Below are 17,334 nucleotides of genomic sequence, written 5' to 3' on the forward strand. Positions count from 1 at the left end.
CTACACAGGAAATTCCACCACCCTCTACCATACTCTAGCTTGTCAGTTTTGAATGCAGTTCCCAGGTTGAGCCCGGGGCTTTCACATCCAACTTAACAAACCACCTACGCGCGCTTTACGCCCAGTAATTCCGATTAACGCTTGCACCCTCTGTATTACCGCGGCTGCTGGCACAGAGTTAGCCGGTGCTTATTCTGTCGGTAACGTCAAAATTGCAGAGTATTAATCTACAACCCTTCCTCCCAACTTAAAGTGCTTTACAATCCGAAGACCTTCTTCACACACGCGGCATGGCTGGATCAGGCTTTCGCCCATTGTCCAATATTCCCCACTGCTGCCTCCCGTAGGAGTCTGGACCGTGTCTCAGTTCCAGTGTGACTGATCATCCTCTCAGACCAGTTACGGATCGTCGCCTTGGTGAGCCATTACCTCACCAACTAGCTAATCCGACCTAGGCTCATCTGATAGCGCAAGGCCCGAAGGTCCCCTGCTTTCTCCCGTAGGACGTATGCGGTATTAGCGTCCCTTTCGAGACGTTGTCCCCCACTACCAGGCAGATTCCTAGGCATTACTCACCCGTCCGCCGCTGAATCAGAGAGCAAGCTCTCTTCATCCGCTCGACTTGCATGTGTTAGGCCTGCCGCCAGCGTTCAATCTGAGCCATGATCAAACTCTTCAGTTCAAACATCTTTGGGTTTTGAGAAAACCCTAAACTTGGCTCAGCAATCGTTGGTTACATCTTTGATTTCTCGCGGAGTAACTTGTGATGCTGATAATCTGTTGACTAGCAGTCTGACTCCACAAGCACCCACACGAATTGCTTGATTCAGTTGTTAAAGAGCGGTTGGTTAAGAGCTTTCGTCTCAACCGAGGCGCGCATTCTACAGCAGCCTCATTTGCTGTCAAGTGATTATTTTCAGAAGTTTTCAAGGAATCCTTAACAACTTCAACCACTTGCGCTTTCGATCTCTCGTCAGCGGGAGGCGAATTCTACAGCGTCACACGCTGCTGTCAACGCCTCTTTTTCAACTTCCTTTCGGCTTCGATGACTTGAAGCAATCTGCTGCCGAAACCTGCGTAACTCTTTGTTTTCCAAGGAGTTTTCCGTTTCGACTGCGCCGGAAGTGGGGCGAATTATAGGCTTCTAAAATTCGCCGTCAACACTTTATTTCAACTTTATTCAGCCTTCAGCGTAATACGCGCAAATGCCTTCTTGCCAGCCTGGCAAACATGGGTTGCACCCAGCGCGTATATAAAGGTGCGATCAACCACCTCACCATCGATACGCACACCACCCGAACCGAGAAGATCTCGTGCCATCGCCGAGTTCTTCACCAGACCAGCCTTATTAAGGACAGCAGCGATCGGCATATCTTCGGCAGCCGTCAACTCGATCTCTGGCAGATCATCCGGCAGCTCGCCTTCCTTCATACGGTTACCAGCTGCACGATGAGCATTGGCCGCAGCCTCCTCACCATGGAAGCGTGCAACGATCTCTTCAGCCAGCTTGATCTTGATATCGCGCGGATTGGCACCCGCCTCCACATCAGCGCGGAACGCATTGATCTCATCCATGGAGCGGAAGCTGAGCAATTCGAAGTAGCGCCACATCAGCACATCCGGAATGGAGACCAGCTTGCTGTACATCACGCCCGGCGCTTCCTGGATACCGACGTAGTTGCCCAGGGACTTGGACATCTTCTTCACGCCATCCAGGCCTTCAAGCAGCGGCATGGTCAAAATGCACTGGGCTTCCTGACCATAGCCACGCTGCAGCTCACGCCCCATCAGCAAGTTGAACTTCTGATCGGTGCCGCCGAGTTCGACGTCCGCCCGCAGAGCTACCGAGTCGTAACCCTGAACCAGCGGATAAAGGAACTCATGAATGGCGATTGGCTGATTGGTCGTGTAGCGCTTGTCGAAGTCATCGCGCTCGAGCATGCGAGCCACGGTGTACTGCGAAGTCAGGCGAATGAAGTCGGCCGACCCCATCTGATCCATCCAGGTGGAGTTGAACGCCACCTCGGTTTTTGCCGGATCCAGAATCTTGAAGACCTGAGTCTTGTAGGTCTCGGCATTTTCGAGGACCTGCTCGCGAGTGAGCGGCGGGCGCGTAGCACTCTTGCCGCTCGGATCACCGATCATCCCGGTGAAGTCACCAATCAGGAAGATCACCTGATGCCCCAGCTCCTGGAACTGACGCAGCTTATTGATAAGCACGGTGTGACCCAAGTGCAGATCCGGAGCCGTTGGATCGAAGCCCGCCTTAATACGTAGCGGCTGGCCACGCTTGAGCTTTTCAATCAGCTCGGACTCGACCAACAGTTCTTCCGCACCACGTTTGATCAGCGCTAGCTGCTCTTCAACCGACTTCATAACAGACCCGCAAGGCTCAGATTCAAAGGGAACCAACCATACAAGATCGCGCGTCAAATACAAGGTTTGCCCGGCGCACGGACGCCAATCCGCAGACAGGGTGCCTGCGGACTTGCTTCAAAGATGATTTGGTTATATTTTATACAGTTATTTCATCTTCATCATGTCATTCATCTTTTCCAATTCATCTTTTTTCAAAGTCAAAATCACTTATGACCACAGAATCGTCTAAAGCGCCGCCGCTTTACCCGAAAACCCACTTGCTCGCCGCAAGTGGCATCGCCGCCCTTCTCAGCCTGGCGCTCCTGGTATTCCCTTCCAGCGATGTTGAAGCCAAAAAGACGACTCTGAGTCTTGAACTGGAAAGTCCTGCTGAACAACTGACACAAGATCAAGACGCTGCTGACGCCGTTCAAGCCACAAATGAACCAGCAACATCTCCCTTCGCGCAGATCGACAACAGCGCCGAGGACACCCAGGAAACAGCTCAAGCCGAGCCGGCGCCGGTCGTCGAAGAAAAGAAGCCGGCAAGCCACAGGGAAGTGATCGTTGCCAAGGGCGATACCCTCTCTACGCTGTTCGCGAAAGTCGGCCTCCCCACCACCTCAGTGCATGAAATACTGGCCAGCGACAAGCAGGCCAAGCAATTCAGCCAGCTCAAGCATGGGCAAAAACTCGAATTCGAACTGAGCCCTGACGGCCAGTTGAACAACCTGCACAGCAAGCTCAACGACCTCGAAAGCATCAGCCTGACCAAGAACGACAAGGGCTACACGTTCAACCGCATTACCGCGAAACCGACTGTGCACTCCGCTTACGTTCACGGCGTGATCAACAGCTCGCTGTCGCAGTCCGCGGCCCGTGCCGGCCTGTCCCACAGCCTGACCATGGACATGGCCAGTGTGTTTGGCTACGACGTGGACTTTGCCCAGGATATTCGCCAAGGCGACGAATTCGACGTGATCTACGAGCAAAAGGTGGTCAACGGCAAAGCCGTCGGCAACGGCCCGATCCTGTCGGCGCGCTTCACCAACCGCGGCAAGACCTACACCGCCGTGCGCTACACCAACAAACAAGGCAACAGCAGCTACTACACCGCTGACGGCAACAGCATGCGCAAGGCGTTCATCCGCACACCGGTGGACTTCGCCCGCATCAGCTCGAAATTCTCCATGGGCCGCAAACACCCGATCCTGAACAAGATCCGCGCCCATAAAGGTGTCGACTACGCTGCGCCGCGAGGCACGCCGATCAAGGCTGCCGGTGATGGCAAGGTGTTGCTGGCCGGACGCCGTGGTGGCTACGGCAATACCGTGATCCTTCAGCACGGCAATACCTACACCACGCTCTACGGCCACATGCAAGGCTTCGCCAAAGGCGTGAAGACTGGCGGCACGGTAAAACAGGGCCAGGTGATTGGCTATATCGGCACCACCGGCCTCTCCACTGGCCCGCACTTGCACTACGAGTTTCAGGTCAATGGCGTCCACGTCGACCCGCTGGGCCAGAAACTGCCAATGGCCGATCCGATCGCCAAGGCAGAGCGCGCACGCTTCCTCGCCCAGAGCCAGCCGATGATGGCGCGCATGGAACAGGAAAAAGCCACTCTGCTGGCTTCGAGCAAGCGTTAAGTCATGGCGCTCTATATAGGTGTGATGTCCGGGACCAGCCTTGATGGCCTGGACATCGCGCTGATCGAGCAAGCCCCGGCGATCAGGCTGATCGCCTCCCACTACATTCCGATGCCCGTTTCCCTGCGCGCCGAGCTGCTTGGCTTGTGCGCCAGCGGCCCGGACGAAATTGCCCGCTCCGCCATCGCCCAGCAGAACTGGGTGAAACTGGCAGCCCAAGGGATTCATGCCCTTCTCGGCCAGCAGCAACTGAAGCCTGACAACATTCGTGCAATTGGTAGTCATGGCCAGACCATCCGCCACGAACCGGCACGCGGTTTCACCGTGCAGATCGGCAACCCGGCCCTGCTGACGGAGCTGACCGGCATCACCGTGGTCAGCGACTTCCGCAGCCGCGACGTGGCTGCCGGCGGGCAAGGCGCACCGCTGGTTCCCGCCTTTCATGAAGCCTTGTTTGAAGAACGGGCCGGCAACCGCGCCGTGCTGAACGTAGGTGGTTTCAGCAATCTCAGCCTGATCGAGCCCGGCAAACCGGTTGCCGGTTTCGATTGCGGCCCGGGCAATGTGTTGCTGGACGCCTGGATTCATCAGCAACGCGGCGATCACTTTGACCGTGACGGCCAATGGGCTGCCAGTGGCAACGTTCAACCGCTGCTGTTGAATGCACTGCTCAGCGATCCGTTCTTTGTCACCAAAGGCCCGAAGAGTACCGGCCGGGAAGTGTTCAACCTGCCATGGCTGACACAGCATCTGGCACAACTGCCAGCCTTCAGCGCCGAAGATGTTCAGGCGACGCTGCTTGAGCTGACCGCGCTGACCATCATCGAGTCACTGCAAAGCGCCCAGGCAGACACGCAGGAACTGCTGGTCTGCGGCGGCGGCGCCCACAACACCGCGCTGATGAATCGCCTGGCCAACCTGTTGCCTAACGCCAGTGTCAGCAGCACCGCGACTTACGGTGTAGACCCCGACTGGGTCGAAGCCATGGCCTTCGCGTGGCTGGCTCATTGCTGCCTCGAAGGCATCGCGGCCAACCGTCCGAGCGTTACCGGTGCCCGTGGTTTGCGCGTACTTGGCGCCATCTACCCCGCATAAATCTTCCACACAGCAAAACGCCGCAAGACCCTGAGGCCGTGCGGCGTTTTGTGAAACAGGTGCACTGATCAGATCGAGAACGAAGAACCACAGCCACAGGTGGTGGTCGCATTCGGGTTCTTGATGACGAAACGCGAACCTTCCAGACCTTCCTGGTAGTCCACTTCGGCACCCGCCAGGTACTGGAAGCTCATCGGATCGACCACCAGACTCACACCTTCGCGCTCGACGATGGTGTCGTCATCGGCCACTTCTTCATCGAAAGTGAAGCCGTACTGAAAACCTGAACAACCGCCGCCCGTAACGAATACGCGCAGCTTCAAGCGATCATTCCCCTCTTCATCGACCAGGCTCTTCACCTTGTGCGCGGCACCGTGGGTGAATTGCAAAGCCGTGGGGGTGAAGGATTCGACGCTCATGCTGACTATCTCCCGGCGTTACGCCGTCATATTGCGTGATGACGCGCATTATCCGCTTCTCCTAGAAAAGCGGTCAACTATTGTTATGGTATATCAACCAACCCAATCGCCGGCCCGAAATGCAAAAAGGCCCGTCAGACGGGCCTTTTGCTGTACTCGATAAACCTTACGGCAGCATGCCTGCGTGAGACAGGCCCAGACGCTCATCCAGCCCGAACAGAATGTTCAGGTTCTGCACGGCCTGACCCGACGCCCCCTTGACCAGGTTGTCGATCACCGAAAGCACCACCACCAGATCGCCGTCCTGAGGGCGATGCACGGCGATACGGCAGACGTTGGCACCCCGTACGCTACGAGTCTCCGGATGGCTGCCGGCTGGCATTACATCGACGAACGGTTCGTTGGCATAACGCTTTTCAAACAGCGCCTGCAGATCCACCGAACGATCAACAACCGTGGCGTAAAGCGTCGAGTGAATGCCGCGAATCATCGGTGTCAGGTGCGGAACGAAGGTCAGGCCGACGTCCTTGCCTGCTGCACGACGCAGCCCCTGGCGAATTTCCGGCAGGTGACGGTGACCTTTGACGGCATAGGCCTTCATGCTTTCCGAGGTCTCGGAGTACAGAGAGCCTACGGAAGCACCACGACCGGCACCGCTGACGCCGGATTTGCAATCAGCAATCAGATGCGAAGCATCGGCCAGGCCGGCTTCGAGCAATGGCAGGAAACCCAATTGCGTTGCAGTCGGATAGCAGCCCGGCACGGCAATCAGGCGCGCTTTCCTGATCTGCTCGCGATTGACTTCCGGCAAGCCGTACACAGCCTCGTCCAGCAACTCCGGTGCGCCGTGCGGCTGGCCGTACCACTTGGCCCATTCATCCGCGTCTTGCAGACGGAAGTCGGCCGACAGGTCAATGACCTTGGTCCCGGCCGCCAGCAGTTCGCCCGCCAAGGCATGGGCAACACCGTGCGGCGTGGCGAAGAACACCACATCGCAAGCACCGAGGGTCTTGATGTCCGGAACGCTGAACGCCAGGCCGTCGTAATGGCCTCGCAGGTTCGGGTACATGTCGGCCACGGCCAGGCCAGCCTCGGATCGGGAAGTGATGACAACCACTTCAGCTTGCGGATGTTGCGCCAACAGACGCAGCAGTTCGACACCGGTGTAACCCGTGCCGCCGACGATACCGACCTTGACCATAAACCTGCCCTCAACGAACCCACTGGAAAGCCGTCGATAATAGGGCGCGCGCGCCCCTGCGACAACCGTCAAGGTGACGTGCGGAGCCTCAAGCCTCTACTATTCCGGCTACCGTGAATTGGGGAATAACCAAATATGCTTTATCTGTGGCTCAAAGCGCTTCACATCGTCAGCGTCGTCAGCTGGTTCGCCGGCCTGTTTTACTTGCCGCGCCTGTTCGTCTATCACGCTCAAAGCGAAGATACCGTCAGCAAGGAACGCTTCAGCATCATGGAGCGCAAGCTCTACCGGGGCATCATGGGGCCGGCGATGATCGCCACGTTGATATTCGGCGGCTGGCTGATCAGCCTCAATCCTAGTGCGTATTTCACTCAGGGTGGCTGGATGCACGCCAAGCTGACGCTGGTGGTGATTCTTATCGGCTACCACCACATGTGCGGCGCGCAGGTAAAACGTTTTGCCCGTGGCGAAAACACCCGCAGCCATGTCTTTTATCGCTGGTTCAATGAGGTTCCGGTTCTGATATTGCTGGCAATCGTAATTCTGGTCGTCGTTCGGCCGTTCTAAATCCAACAGGCACAACTCACCGGGGTACTTCCAATGTCGCTGCCCGCTCTGCTCGAACAACGTTTGCGTCTGCCCGTGGTGGCAGCGCCGATGTTCCTGATCTCCAATCCGCAATTGGTACTCGCCTGTTGTCGCCAGGGCGTGGTCGGCAGCTTCCCGGCCCTGAATCAGCGTGAAAGCAGCGGTTTCAAGGCCTGGCTGGAAGAAATCGAAGCGGGGCTGGCGACACTGGAAAGCCCCGCACCTTATGCCGTGAACCTGATCGTCCATAAAAGCAATCCACGCCTGCAGGCGGATCTGCAGATCTGCGTCGAACACAAAGTGCCGATCGTGATCACCAGCCTCGGTGCCGTGAAAGAACTGGTCGACGCGGTCCATGGCTACGGTGGCCTGGTGTTCCATGATGTGACAACCCGTCGTCATGCCGAGAAAGCGGCCGAAGCAGGCGTGGATGGTTTGATCGCCGTGGCGGCCGGCGCCGGTGGGCACGCCGGGACCTGGAGCCCGTTCTCGCTGATTGCCGAAATCCGCCAGTTCTTCGACAAGACCCTGTTGCTGGCCGGTTGCTTGAACCACGGCCACGAAATTCTTGCCGCCCAATTGCTCGGCGCGGATCTGGCCTACTTCGGCACGCGATTTATCGGTACGACCGAAAGTCACGCACCTGATGCCTACAAAGAAATGTTGCTGACTTCCAAAGCGGCGGACATCATCCATACTCCAGCCGTGTCAGGTGTCCCCGCGAGCTTCCTGCGCCAGAGCCTGGAGGCCGCCGGTTTCGACACGGCCGCCTTGCAAGGCAAGGGCGAGATCAACTTCGGTTCCAAGCTCAAACCCGTGAGCGATGAGGCCAAAGCCTGGAAGACCGTTTGGTCCGCAGGCCAGGGTGTGGGAGAAATCGAGGACTTGCCGAGCGTCGAGCAGTTGATTGCACGTCTCGACGCGGAGTACCGCCAGGCCCTGGAGCATGCGGCCCGGTTGCCCAAACGCTGGCCGCGCTGATCGTAAAACTTGGCCAACCTCACCCGGCTGGCCTTATACCCGCACGGACACAACATTCTTCTTTCAACCTCTCTCGACAAGGATGCCTCGAATATGGACGAAAACCGTTTCAAGATCGTCTTCGAGGGTGGCTTGCTGCCCGGTGTCGACATCACCACGGCCAAGTTCAACCTCGCCGAGTTGTTCAAAAGCGATGTCGCGGCCATCGAGCGCCTGTTCAGCGGGCGCCCGGTAGCGCTCAAACGCAACCTGTCGCAGGCTGATGCCCAGACCTATCTCCAGGCGTTGAGCAAAACCGGTATCGACGCCCGCATCGAAGGCGAAACACCGATCGAGTTGAACCTCGCCGACGTGCATGACCATACCCCGGCCAGCAGCCAGGCAGATTTGGCAGATCCTCAGTCCCCTTACGCTCCACCTCGCGCCCCCGTCGGCGAAGCCGTGGCGGAATTCGCCACACTCAAGCCATTCAGTTTCGATGGCCGTATCGGCCGCTTGCGTTACCTCGCCTGGACGCTGGTGGTGTCAGCTGTGCTCCTGGCCGTTTGCGGGGTGTTTGCCTTGGTCGCTCTGGCTCTCATCGGTTCGGATTCGACCGCCGGCCTGATATTGGGCAGCTTGCTGGCCTTGATCCTGTTTGTCGGATTTGCCTTCGTCAGCATCCAGATCACCGTTCAACGTTTGCACGATGTCGGCTGGTCCGGCTGGCTGTGGCTGCTGAACCTGGTGCCGTTCGTTGGCAGTTTCTTTCCGTTCGTGATCATGGTTGTGCCGGGCAACGACACCACCAACCGCTACGGCCCGCCGCCTCCGCCGAACGGTACCGCGGTCAAGGTATTGTCTTCGCTGTGGCTGATCGTTATCGCGCTGATTCTGTTCGGCACGCTGGCCGGTGGCCTCACGGCGATACGGGAAGAATACAAAAGCGCCGCCCAGAGCAGCTACGAAAGCAGTTCGGTCACCACGGATGAAATCGACGTCGAGGTCGAACCGCTGCCAAATTCCGCCAACGATGCAGCCGAAGAGGCCCAGCCCCCTGTAGACTCTGCGAAAGAATGAACAGCGCTCCTGGCCCGTGACACCTGCGTCGCGGCGCGGAGCTGTTGCGATGGAGAACTGCATGACCCGTTACGCTCTGATCACTGGCGCCTCCAGCGGCATCGGCCTGGCCATGGCCGAAGCGCTGGCCCGGCGAGGCCGCAGCCTGCTTCTGGTGGCCCGACAACGTGATCAGCTGGAAAGCATTGCGATTGAACTGACCCAAAGGTTCGGTGTGGAAGTGTTGTTCCGTGCCTGCGACCTGGGCGAACCGTTGCGCCTGTCCGGATTCCTGCTGGAGCTTGAGGAGGGCGACCGGCAGATCGACCTGCTGGTCAACTGCGCCGGTATCGGCACATGCGGCCCGTTCCTGGCCCAGGACTGGATGACCGAGCAAGACCTGATCGAAGTGAACATCCTCGCCCTCACCCGCCTGTGTCACGCCATCGGCAACAGCATGGCCCTGCAGGGCGGCGGGCAGATTCTGAATGTGGCCTCGGTGGCGGCGTTTCAACCGGGACCGTGGATGAGCACCTATTACGCCAGCAAGGCCTATGTGCTGCACTTTTCCGAAGGATTGCGCGTCGAGCTGAAAAAGTGCGCGGTCAAGGTTTCCGTGCTCTGCCCCGGACCGACCCGCACGGCGTTTTTCCGCACCGCGCAGCTCAACAGCGACAAACTGACCAACAGCAAGCTGTTGATGAGCCCCGAAGAAGTGGCGCTCTACACCGTGCGCGCACTGGAAAAGAATCGAGCGATCATTATTCCCGGGCGGCGCAACCGCTGGTTTGCCTTCCTGCCAAGGCTCGGCTCGCGCTGGCTGACTCGCACAATCGCCGGCATGGTCAACAAGGCTTACTGCCCGCGCTGATCCAACTCAAGGTAAAAGGCTGGGCGCTGGCATAAGCCATGAGTACACTCAGGCCAGCCCAAACAACGGAGAAAACAGCTGTGGATACTCTGTTCACCAAGATCATCAACCGGGAAATCCCGGCGAAGATCATTTACGAGGACGACCAGGTACTGGCCTTCCACGATATTGCCCCACAGGCACCGGTACATTTCCTGGTGGTCCCGAAGAAACCGGTGCGCACCCTTAATGACCTCACCGAGGACGACAAGGCGCTGGCTGGGCATATTCTGTTCACCGCGCAGCGTCTGGCCCTGGAACTGGGCTGCGAAAAAGGCTTCCGCGTCGTCATGAACTGCAATGAAGAAGGCGGGCAAACCGTCTACCACATTCATATGCACGTACTGGGTCAGCGCCAGATGCACTGGCCGCCGGGCTGATTGCGGTAATCCCTGTGGAGGCGGCGCACTGCCGCTTTCACAAAAGGCATCACAGCACTGTCACAGCCTCTGCATCACAATGACCCAGCGCAATCCTTCCCCGGCCGTTTGGGTTAAAATGGCCACCGAAATTCCCCCCGGAGGTCAGCATGACTACCCAACGTCACTACTCGCCCATTGACCGCCTTCTGCTGCAAGCCGATGCCGCGATTCGCACCCTGCTGCCCTTCAGTGGCCAGCCGTACCGTCCGTCGCCCGCCATCGTGCAGCCGGATGCGAAAATGAGCGACGAAGACACGCGCCACGTTGCCGGCCTGATGCGCATCAACCATACCGGCGAAGTCTGCGCCCAGGCGCTGTATCAGGGGCAGGCGCTGACCGCCAAACTGCCGCAAGTGCGTGCTGCCATGGAGCATGCCGCCGAAGAAGAAATCGATCATCTGGTCTGGTGCGAGCAACGCATCCATCAACTGGGCAGCCACACCAGCATCCTCAATCCGCTGTTTTATGGAATGTCTTTCGGGATTGGCGCAGTGGCCGGCCTGATCAGCGATAAAGTCAGCCTGGGGTTCGTTGCGGCAACGGAAGACCAGGTGTGCAAACACCTGAACGAACACCTGGAACAATTGCCGGCCGAGGATGAAAAATCCCGGGCGATCCTTGAGCAGATGCGTATCGATGAAGAACAGCATGCCGAAAGTGCACTGGATGCTGGCGGGTTCCGCTTTCCGGCGCCGGTGAAATTCGGGATGAGCCTGATGGCCAAGGTGATGACCAAGAGTACTTATCGGATCTGACTCCGTTTTTTTGTAGGAGCGAGCTTGCTCCGGGCGGCGTTCCGACGAAAAACGTCAGGGCAACACGTTTATGCAGCAAACACGCGTTATCGTTGACGTCCATCGCGAGCAAGCTCGCTCCTACAAGAGCCACCAGTCAGAATAAAAAAGGCGACTGCCGTGAGGGAGTCGCCTTTTTTACGCCTGAAAATCTTACGCCATGTTGCGCGCGTAGAAGATTTCGAGCATTTCGTGTTTCACCCGCTCGGTCACCTGGGCGCGTTGCCCAGAGGACAGGTTGCTGGTGGCGTCGCCGAACAGGTAGTTATCCAGTTCGAAGTTCTTCAGCAGCATCTTGGTGTGGAACAGGTTTTCCTGGTACACGTTCACGTCGGTCATCTGGTACGCGTCGTATGTGTCTTCGGAGAGGTAGTTCTGGATCGAGTTGATCTCATGGTCGATGAAGTGCTTTTTGCCTTCAACGTCACGGGTGAAGCCGCGCACACGGTAGTCCACGGTCACGATGTCCGAATCGAACTGGTGAATCAGGAAGTTGAGCGCTTTAAGCGGTGAAATGACCCCGCAAGTCGACACGTCGATGTCTACACGGAAAGTTGCAATACCGCTGACCGGATGGATTTCCGGGTAGGTGTGCACCGTGATGTGGCTCTTGTCGAGGTGGGCCAGAATGATTTCGGGCAGCGGGCCCGGGGATTCTTCGATCTGACTGTCGGTCGGGGTTACCGGCTCCTCGGAGATCAGGATCGTGACGCTGGCGCCCTGCGGCTCATAGTCCTGACTGGCAATGTTCAGGATGTTGGCACCAATGATATCGACAACTTCCGTGAGAATCTGCGTCAGGCGTTTCGCGTTGTACTCTTTATTGATGTACTCGACGTAAGCCTGCTGGTCTTGCGGGGTTTCCGCGTAGCAGATGTCATAGATGTTGAAGCTCAAGGTCTTTGTCAGGTTATTGAACCCGTGGAGCTTGAGTTTGCTTTTCACCGTTAAAAACTCTCTATGTGCTTGCGGCCCGGCCGCGTGATCAAGCATGCCCGTCAGATGCGAACAACGCACCTGCGTAGGACGGTTAACACCTCTTCGCGATGGCGATTTTGGTTGTCTGTTCGGGTACGAGGCCTGTCGGCTGACGGGCCACTACCCTGAAAAAAGTGGCGCATTATGCAGACGTCAGCTTGGGTTCGCCAGAGTCTGCACAGCTTTTATGATAGTTGAATGTCGATTCAACCGAGCTCGATGATTTCGTAGTCGTGGGTGATTGCCACGCCTGCCGCGCCGAGCATGATCGAGGCCGAGCAATACTTCTCGGCAGACAATTCGATGGCGCGTTTTACCTGGGCTTCTTTCAGGCCGCGCCCCTTGACCACGAAGTGCATGTGGATCTTGGTGAAAACCTTTGGATCTTCGGTCGCACGCTCGGCTTCAAGGAAAGCTTCACAGCTTTCGACCGCCTGGCGGGACTTCTTGAGGATGCTGACCACATCGAAATTGCTGCAACCGCCAACACCCAGCAGCAGCATTTCCATCGGCCGGACACCCAGATTGCGTCCGCCGGCATCGGGCGGACCGTCCATGACCACGACATGACCGCTACCGGATTCGCCGAGGAACATGGCTTCGCCAGCCCATTGGATGCGTGCCTTCATCGCCAAGACTCCACTGTATAAAAAAGGGTCGCCAGCTTAGCACAGGCCCCGTGATTGACAGCGCCCGGCGTCCTAGGACATATCCCACCGCCTTGTAGGTAAATGCTCGAATATTTCAGGAAGTGTCTGTTAAGCTGACGCCAATTCGATGGCGCATGGCCAGCTTTATTCCAGCGGTCGCTATTTATAAAAACCAAACACACCGTGCAGTCTTTTCGGGATACAACCATGGTTGCTATTGCCCCCAACCCCAAGATCAAAAACCTCGACAAGCTGTTGATGCATTGCCAGCGCCGCCGTTATCAGGCCAAGAGCAACATCATTTGTGCTGGCGACCGCTCGGAAACGCTGTTTTTCATCCTCAAAGGCTCAGTCACCATCCTGATCGAAGATGACGACGGCCGGGAAATGATCATTTCCTACCTGAACGCCGGGGACTTTTTCGGCGAGCTGGGCCTGTTTGAGCAGGCCGGCCTGGAGCAGGAGCGCAGTGCCTGGGTGCGGGCCAAGGTTGAATGCGAAGTTGCGGAAATCAGCTACGCAAAATTTCGCGAATTATCCCTGCAGGATCCGGACATTCTTTACGTCCTCAGCGGACAAATCGCACAGCGCCTGCGCAACACCACGCGCAAGGTCGGTGACCTGGCATTTTTTGACGTGACCGGCCGCGTTGCCCGCTGTCTGCTGGAGCTGTGCAAACAGCCAGACGCCATGACTCACCCCGATGGCATGCAAATCAAGGTGACCCGTCAGGAAATCGGGCGGATTGTCGGTTGTTCCAGGGAGATGGTCGGTCGCGTGCTCAAGGATCTGGAAGAGCGCAACCTGGTGGACGTCAAAGGCAAGACCATGGTGGTCTTCGGTACGCGATAAGCTCGAAAACCTAGCCGCTGAACATCTGCGCCAGCATCAAACGGTAGAGTTCATCGAGGCGCGCCAGTGCATCCTGCGCCTTGAACTTCTCATGCAACGCAATGTGGCTTTCGGCGCGGACTCGTTGCTCCAGACCGCAGGCCTCATTGAAACGATTGACCGCGGCGACCATCGACTCTCGCTCGTTATCCAGCAGCATCGCCCCATGTACCAGCCCCACCGGACGCTGCCCGCCCTGACTCTGGCGCCAGCGCTGGGCGGTACCGACCATTTTGCGTCCATCGAGGTTGACGTTGAAGCGACCGTCACAAAAAGCGCCTTCGATTTCCCCCAGAGATGAAGTGCCACCCAACTCATCGAGCAACTGGCAGATCGGATCGCACAAGCGCCGGTAACCGGTCTCTATACGGTTCAAATCCCCTTCGTTGCGTGGCGGCGCGTAAACCAGTGCGATGTTGATGGTCGAGTCCGATTGCGGCACCGGCTCGCCACCGGTTTCACGCAACAGCACCGGCCAACCTGCCGCCGCCGACACTTCGCACGCCGCCTCGAAACCGGGCAAGCGATTCAAGCGGCGCGGCATGACCAGCGCCCGATCGCTCGGCTGCCAGAACAGCAGGCCGAACTCGGCGTCGCCGGCGCAGACCGAGGCCAACAGATCCTGCTCGGCTTGCAGGCCGGCTTCGATGGTCATAGAGACTGGCAGCGACATAGGCGACTCCGGCAGACATGAGGTCTTTAGGGGATTTGAGGGCCTCATCGCGGGCAAGCCCGCTCCCACAGGGAGTCGGGTTGCCTGCAATGGCGGGGATCAGTCGAGGGTCGAGCCGCTGACAGGCACACCGCGCTCAGGGAAGAACAGGCGCTGCAACTCGGTACCCGGGCTTTCGGCACGCATGAAGGCTTCGCCCACCAGGAACGCGTAGACGTCGCTGATTTCCATCAGTTCGACATCGGCGCGGTTGAGAATGCCGCTCTCGGTGATGACCAGACGATCACGCGGGATACGAGGCAACAGGTCGAGAGTGGTTTCCAGGCTGACGTCGAAGGTGTGCAGGTTACGGTTGTTGACCCCAACCAGCGGCGTGTCGAGGGTTTTCAACGCGCGCTCCAGCTCATCGCCATCGTGCACTTCAACCAGCACATCAAGATTGACGCTTTTGGCCACGGCCGCCAGCTCGGCCATTTTCACGTCGTCCAGCGCGGAGACGATCAACAGCACGCAATCGGCGCCCAGCGCACGAGCTTCGACGATCTGGTACGGATCGATCATAAAGTCCTTGCGGATCACCGGCAGGTTGCACGCGGCACGGGCCTGCTGCAGATAGGCGTCGGCGCCCTGGAAGTAGTCGATGTCGGTGAGTACCGACAGGCAGGTCGCGCCGCCCTTCTCGTAGCTTCTGGCGATATCGGCGGGAATGAAGTTCTCGCGGATCACGCCTTTGCTCGGCGAGGCTTTCTTGATTTCGGCAATGACTGCCGGCTGCTTCAGCTTGGCCTGGGCCAGCAAGGCCTTGGCAAAACCACGGGGTGCATCGGCCGCCTTGGCCAGACTTTCCAGCTCGCTCAGGCTCACACGGGCGCTACGCTCGGCCACTTCCTGAACTTTGCGGGCCAGAATGTTTTCCAGAACCGTCGGTACACTCATCCCTCATTCTCCACTTTGAATACCGCGGTAAAGGCACCCAACTCCTCGAGTTTCTCCCGAGCGAGACCGGTGTGCAAAGCGTCGTGCGCAAGCTCCACGCCCTGTTTCAAGCTACTGGCCAAATCAGCTGCGTACAGCGCCGCACCGGCATTGAGCACAATCATTTCGGCGGCTTTCTGGCCGTTCTCGGTTTTGCGTTTGCCCAATGCGTCGCGGATCAGCGCCAGCGAAGCTTCCGGGCCATCAACCGACAGACCGTGCAGGCTCTGGCTCTTCATGCCCAGATCTTCCGGCTCGACCCAATACTCGGTGATCTCGTTGTTTTTCAGCTCGGCAACAAAAGTCGGCGCGGCGAGACTGAACTCGTCCAGACCATCCTTGGAATGCACTACCAGTACATGTTTGCTGCCCAGACGCTGCAATACTTCCGCCAGTGGCCGGCACAAGGCCTGGGTGAATACGCCTACCACCTGATGCTTCACACCGGCCGGATTCGTAAGCGGGCCGAGCATGTTGAACAGCGTGCGCAGGCCAAGATCGCGGCGCGGACCGGCGGCGTACTTCATGGCTTTGTGATGGGTCTGGGCAAACATGAAACCGATGCCGACGTTGTCGATGCAGCGCGCGACTTGCACCGGGGTCAGGTTCAGATAGATACCGGCGGCTTCCAGCAGATCGGCACTGCCGCTCTTGCCCGATACCGCACGGTTGCCGTGCTTGGCCACAGTGCAACCGGCCGCCGCGACTACAAAGGAAGAAGCTGTGGACACGTTGAAGATGTTCGCACCGTCACCGCCGGTGCCGACCACATCGACCACACCGTCGAGTGTCTTGAGTTCGACCTTGTCCGCCAGCTCGCGCATCACCGACACGGCACCGACGATTTCGTCGATGCTTTCGCTCTTCATGCGCATGGCCATCATGAACGCGCCGATCTGCGCGTCGGTGCATTGCCCGGTCATGATTTCGCGCATGACGTCGCGCATTTCATCGGTACTGAGGTCGAGGTGATCGACGATGCGGCTCAGGGCTGTCTTGATATTCATGAAAAGTCCTTAGCGCGTGCCGCCGGTTTGTTTGAGGAAGTTGGCGAACAGTTCGTGGCCCTGCTCGGTGAGGATCGATTCCGGGTGAAACTGCACGCCCTCGATGTTCAGGGTCTTGTGACGCAGGCCCATGATCTCGTCGACCGAGCCGTCTTCGAGCTGGGTCCAGGCCGTCAGCTCCAGGCAGTCGGGCAGGGTTTCGCGCTTGACGATCAATGAATGATAGCGGGTCACCGTCAGCGGACGATTCAGGCCTGCGAATACACCCTTGTCCTCGTGAAATACCGGGCTAGTCTTACCGTGCATCACTTGACGGGCGCGCACCACGTCACCACCAAAGGCCTGGCCGATGGATTGGTGACCAAGGCAGACGCCAAGAATCGGCAGTTTACCGGCGAAATGCTTGATCGCTTCAATCGAGATGCCGGCTTCGGTCGGGGTGCAAGGACCGGGGGACACAACGATACGCTCAGGATTGAGGGCTTCGATTTCAGCGATGGTCAGTTCATCGTTGCGCACGACTTTGACCTGGGAGCCGAGCTCGCCCAGGTACTGCACAACGTTGTAGGTAAAGGAGTCGTAGTTATCGATCATCAGCAACATGGCGTTAAGAACCTCTTGAATTCACTGACTTTAAAGATGGCCTTCGAATGATTGACCCGCAGAGCGCTGCACTTTGTCAGGTGCCGGAGTAGCGCCAGCAAA

18 protein-coding genes and 1 rRNA gene (1 of these 19 only partly in view) are annotated in these 17,334 nt (G+C 58.0%); 9 read left to right on the forward strand and 10 right to left on the reverse strand.

The window, feature by feature from the left end; translation table 11 throughout:
- Together RS887_RS08740 and tyrS are read right to left on the reverse strand one after the other, a co-directional pair.
- Positions 1-682, reverse strand: a 16S ribosomal RNA gene (locus RS887_RS08740); it reaches 855 nt to the left of the window's first position.
- 494 nt (positions 683-1,176) lie between these two features.
- Entirely contained in the window at positions 1,177-2,376 is a 1,200-nt protein-coding gene (gene tyrS / locus RS887_RS08745) for a tyrosine--tRNA ligase (RefSeq protein WP_322615275.1), read from the reverse strand.
- A 212-nt stretch (positions 2,377-2,588) separates the two neighbouring features.
- Here tyrS and RS887_RS08750 point away from each other — a divergent pair, with 212 nt between their 5' ends.
- Together RS887_RS08750 and RS887_RS08755 are read left to right on the forward strand one after the other, a co-directional pair.
- Positions 2,589-4,007, forward strand: a complete 1,419-nt coding sequence (locus RS887_RS08750) for a peptidoglycan DD-metalloendopeptidase family protein (protein WP_322615048.1) — start codon at positions 2,589-2,591, stop codon at positions 4,005-4,007.
- A 3-nt stretch (positions 4,008-4,010) separates the two neighbouring features.
- Positions 4,011-5,102: an anhydro-N-acetylmuramic acid kinase gene (locus tag RS887_RS08755; RefSeq protein WP_322615049.1), complete on the forward strand. Its 1,092-nt coding sequence runs from the start codon at positions 4,011-4,013 to the stop codon at positions 5,100-5,102.
- A 68-nt stretch (positions 5,103-5,170) separates the two neighbouring features.
- Here the strand turns inward: RS887_RS08755 and erpA are convergent, their stop codons facing one another.
- Both erpA and argC read right to left on the reverse strand, forming a co-directional pair.
- Positions 5,171-5,521 carry an iron-sulfur cluster insertion protein ErpA gene (erpA, locus tag RS887_RS08760; RefSeq protein WP_007906865.1) on the reverse strand — a complete coding sequence of 117 codons (351 nt, stop codon included), beginning with the start codon at positions 5,519-5,521 and terminating at the stop codon, positions 5,171-5,173.
- 166 nt (positions 5,522-5,687) lie between these two features.
- The gene (gene argC / locus RS887_RS08765; protein ID WP_085716545.1) at positions 5,688-6,722 is read right to left on the reverse strand and encodes an N-acetyl-gamma-glutamyl-phosphate reductase; all 1,035 of its coding nucleotides are present in this window, start codon (positions 6,720-6,722) and stop codon (positions 5,688-5,690) included.
- 135 nt (positions 6,723-6,857) lie between these two features.
- Here argC and hemJ point away from each other — a divergent pair, with 135 nt between their 5' ends.
- The 6 genes from hemJ to coq7 all read left to right on the forward strand — a co-directional run bounded on the left by hemJ (position 6,858) and on the right by coq7 (position 11,416).
- Positions 6,858-7,289, forward strand: a complete 432-nt coding sequence (gene hemJ, locus RS887_RS08770; RefSeq protein WP_008017444.1) for a protoporphyrinogen oxidase HemJ — start codon at positions 6,858-6,860, stop codon at positions 7,287-7,289.
- Between the two features lie 33 nt (positions 7,290-7,322).
- Positions 7,323-8,291 carry a nitronate monooxygenase family protein gene (locus RS887_RS08775; protein WP_322615050.1) on the forward strand — a complete coding sequence of 323 codons (969 nt, stop codon included), beginning with the start codon at positions 7,323-7,325 and terminating at the stop codon, positions 8,289-8,291.
- A 93-nt stretch (positions 8,292-8,384) separates the two neighbouring features.
- The gene (locus RS887_RS08780; RefSeq protein WP_322615051.1) at positions 8,385-9,350 is read left to right on the forward strand and encodes a DUF805 domain-containing protein; all 966 of its coding nucleotides are present in this window, start codon (positions 8,385-8,387) and stop codon (positions 9,348-9,350) included.
- 61 nt (positions 9,351-9,411) lie between these two features.
- Positions 9,412-10,200, forward strand: coding sequence for an SDR family oxidoreductase (locus tag RS887_RS08785; RefSeq protein ID WP_322615052.1), 789 nt, complete (start codon positions 9,412-9,414; stop codon positions 10,198-10,200).
- Positions 10,201-10,280: 80 nt separating this feature from the next.
- A complete protein-coding gene (locus RS887_RS08790) occupies positions 10,281-10,619 on the forward strand; it encodes a histidine triad nucleotide-binding protein (RefSeq protein WP_007986008.1) in 339 nt (112 codons plus the stop codon).
- Positions 10,620-10,768: 149 nt separating this feature from the next.
- The gene (gene coq7 / locus RS887_RS08795; RefSeq protein WP_322615053.1) at positions 10,769-11,416 is read left to right on the forward strand and encodes a 2-polyprenyl-3-methyl-6-methoxy-1,4-benzoquinone monooxygenase; all 648 of its coding nucleotides are present in this window, start codon (positions 10,769-10,771) and stop codon (positions 11,414-11,416) included.
- Between the two features lie 192 nt (positions 11,417-11,608).
- Here coq7 and speD read toward each other — a convergent pair whose 3' ends face one another.
- Both speD and RS887_RS08805 read right to left on the reverse strand, forming a co-directional pair.
- Positions 11,609-12,400 (reverse strand): adenosylmethionine decarboxylase, encoded by a 792-nt coding sequence (gene speD, locus RS887_RS08800; protein WP_322615054.1) that lies wholly within the window; start codon positions 12,398-12,400, stop codon positions 11,609-11,611.
- 239 nt (positions 12,401-12,639) lie between these two features.
- Complete coding sequence (locus RS887_RS08805) at positions 12,640-13,062, reverse strand: OsmC family protein (RefSeq protein ID WP_007941657.1); 423 nt, start codon at positions 13,060-13,062, stop codon at positions 12,640-12,642.
- 228 nt (positions 13,063-13,290) lie between these two features.
- Between RS887_RS08805 and crp the strand changes: the two genes are divergently transcribed.
- On the forward strand, positions 13,291-13,935 hold the full coding sequence (gene crp, locus RS887_RS08810; RefSeq protein ID WP_322615055.1) for a cAMP-activated global transcriptional regulator CRP: 645 nt from the start codon (positions 13,291-13,293) through the stop codon (positions 13,933-13,935).
- Positions 13,936-13,945: 10 nt separating this feature from the next.
- Here the strand turns inward: crp and RS887_RS08815 are convergent, their stop codons facing one another.
- The 4 genes from RS887_RS08815 to RS887_RS08830 all read right to left on the reverse strand — a co-directional run bounded on the left by RS887_RS08815 (position 13,946) and on the right by RS887_RS08830 (position 17,232).
- Entirely contained in the window at positions 13,946-14,647 is a 702-nt protein-coding gene (locus RS887_RS08815; RefSeq protein WP_322615056.1) for a lipoate--protein ligase family protein, read from the reverse strand.
- 99 nt (positions 14,648-14,746) lie between these two features.
- The gene (gene trpC, locus RS887_RS08820) at positions 14,747-15,583 is read right to left on the reverse strand and encodes an indole-3-glycerol phosphate synthase TrpC (protein ID WP_322615057.1); all 837 of its coding nucleotides are present in this window, start codon (positions 15,581-15,583) and stop codon (positions 14,747-14,749) included.
- Positions 15,580-16,629 (reverse strand): anthranilate phosphoribosyltransferase, encoded by a 1,050-nt coding sequence (gene trpD / locus RS887_RS08825; protein WP_111289415.1) that lies wholly within the window; start codon positions 16,627-16,629, stop codon positions 15,580-15,582. Before trpD ends, trpC begins: the two co-directional genes overlap by 4 nt.
- 9 nt (positions 16,630-16,638) lie before the next feature.
- Positions 16,639-17,232 (reverse strand): aminodeoxychorismate/anthranilate synthase component II, encoded by a 594-nt coding sequence (locus RS887_RS08830; RefSeq protein WP_007980194.1) that lies wholly within the window; start codon positions 17,230-17,232, stop codon positions 16,639-16,641.
- Positions 17,233-17,334: the final 102 nt, after the last annotated feature.

The organism is Pseudomonas sp. BIC9C, from assembly GCF_034541995.1.
In the GTDB taxonomy this organism is placed as follows: Bacteria; Pseudomonadota; Gammaproteobacteria; order Pseudomonadales; family Pseudomonadaceae; genus Aquipseudomonas; species Aquipseudomonas fluorescens_CC.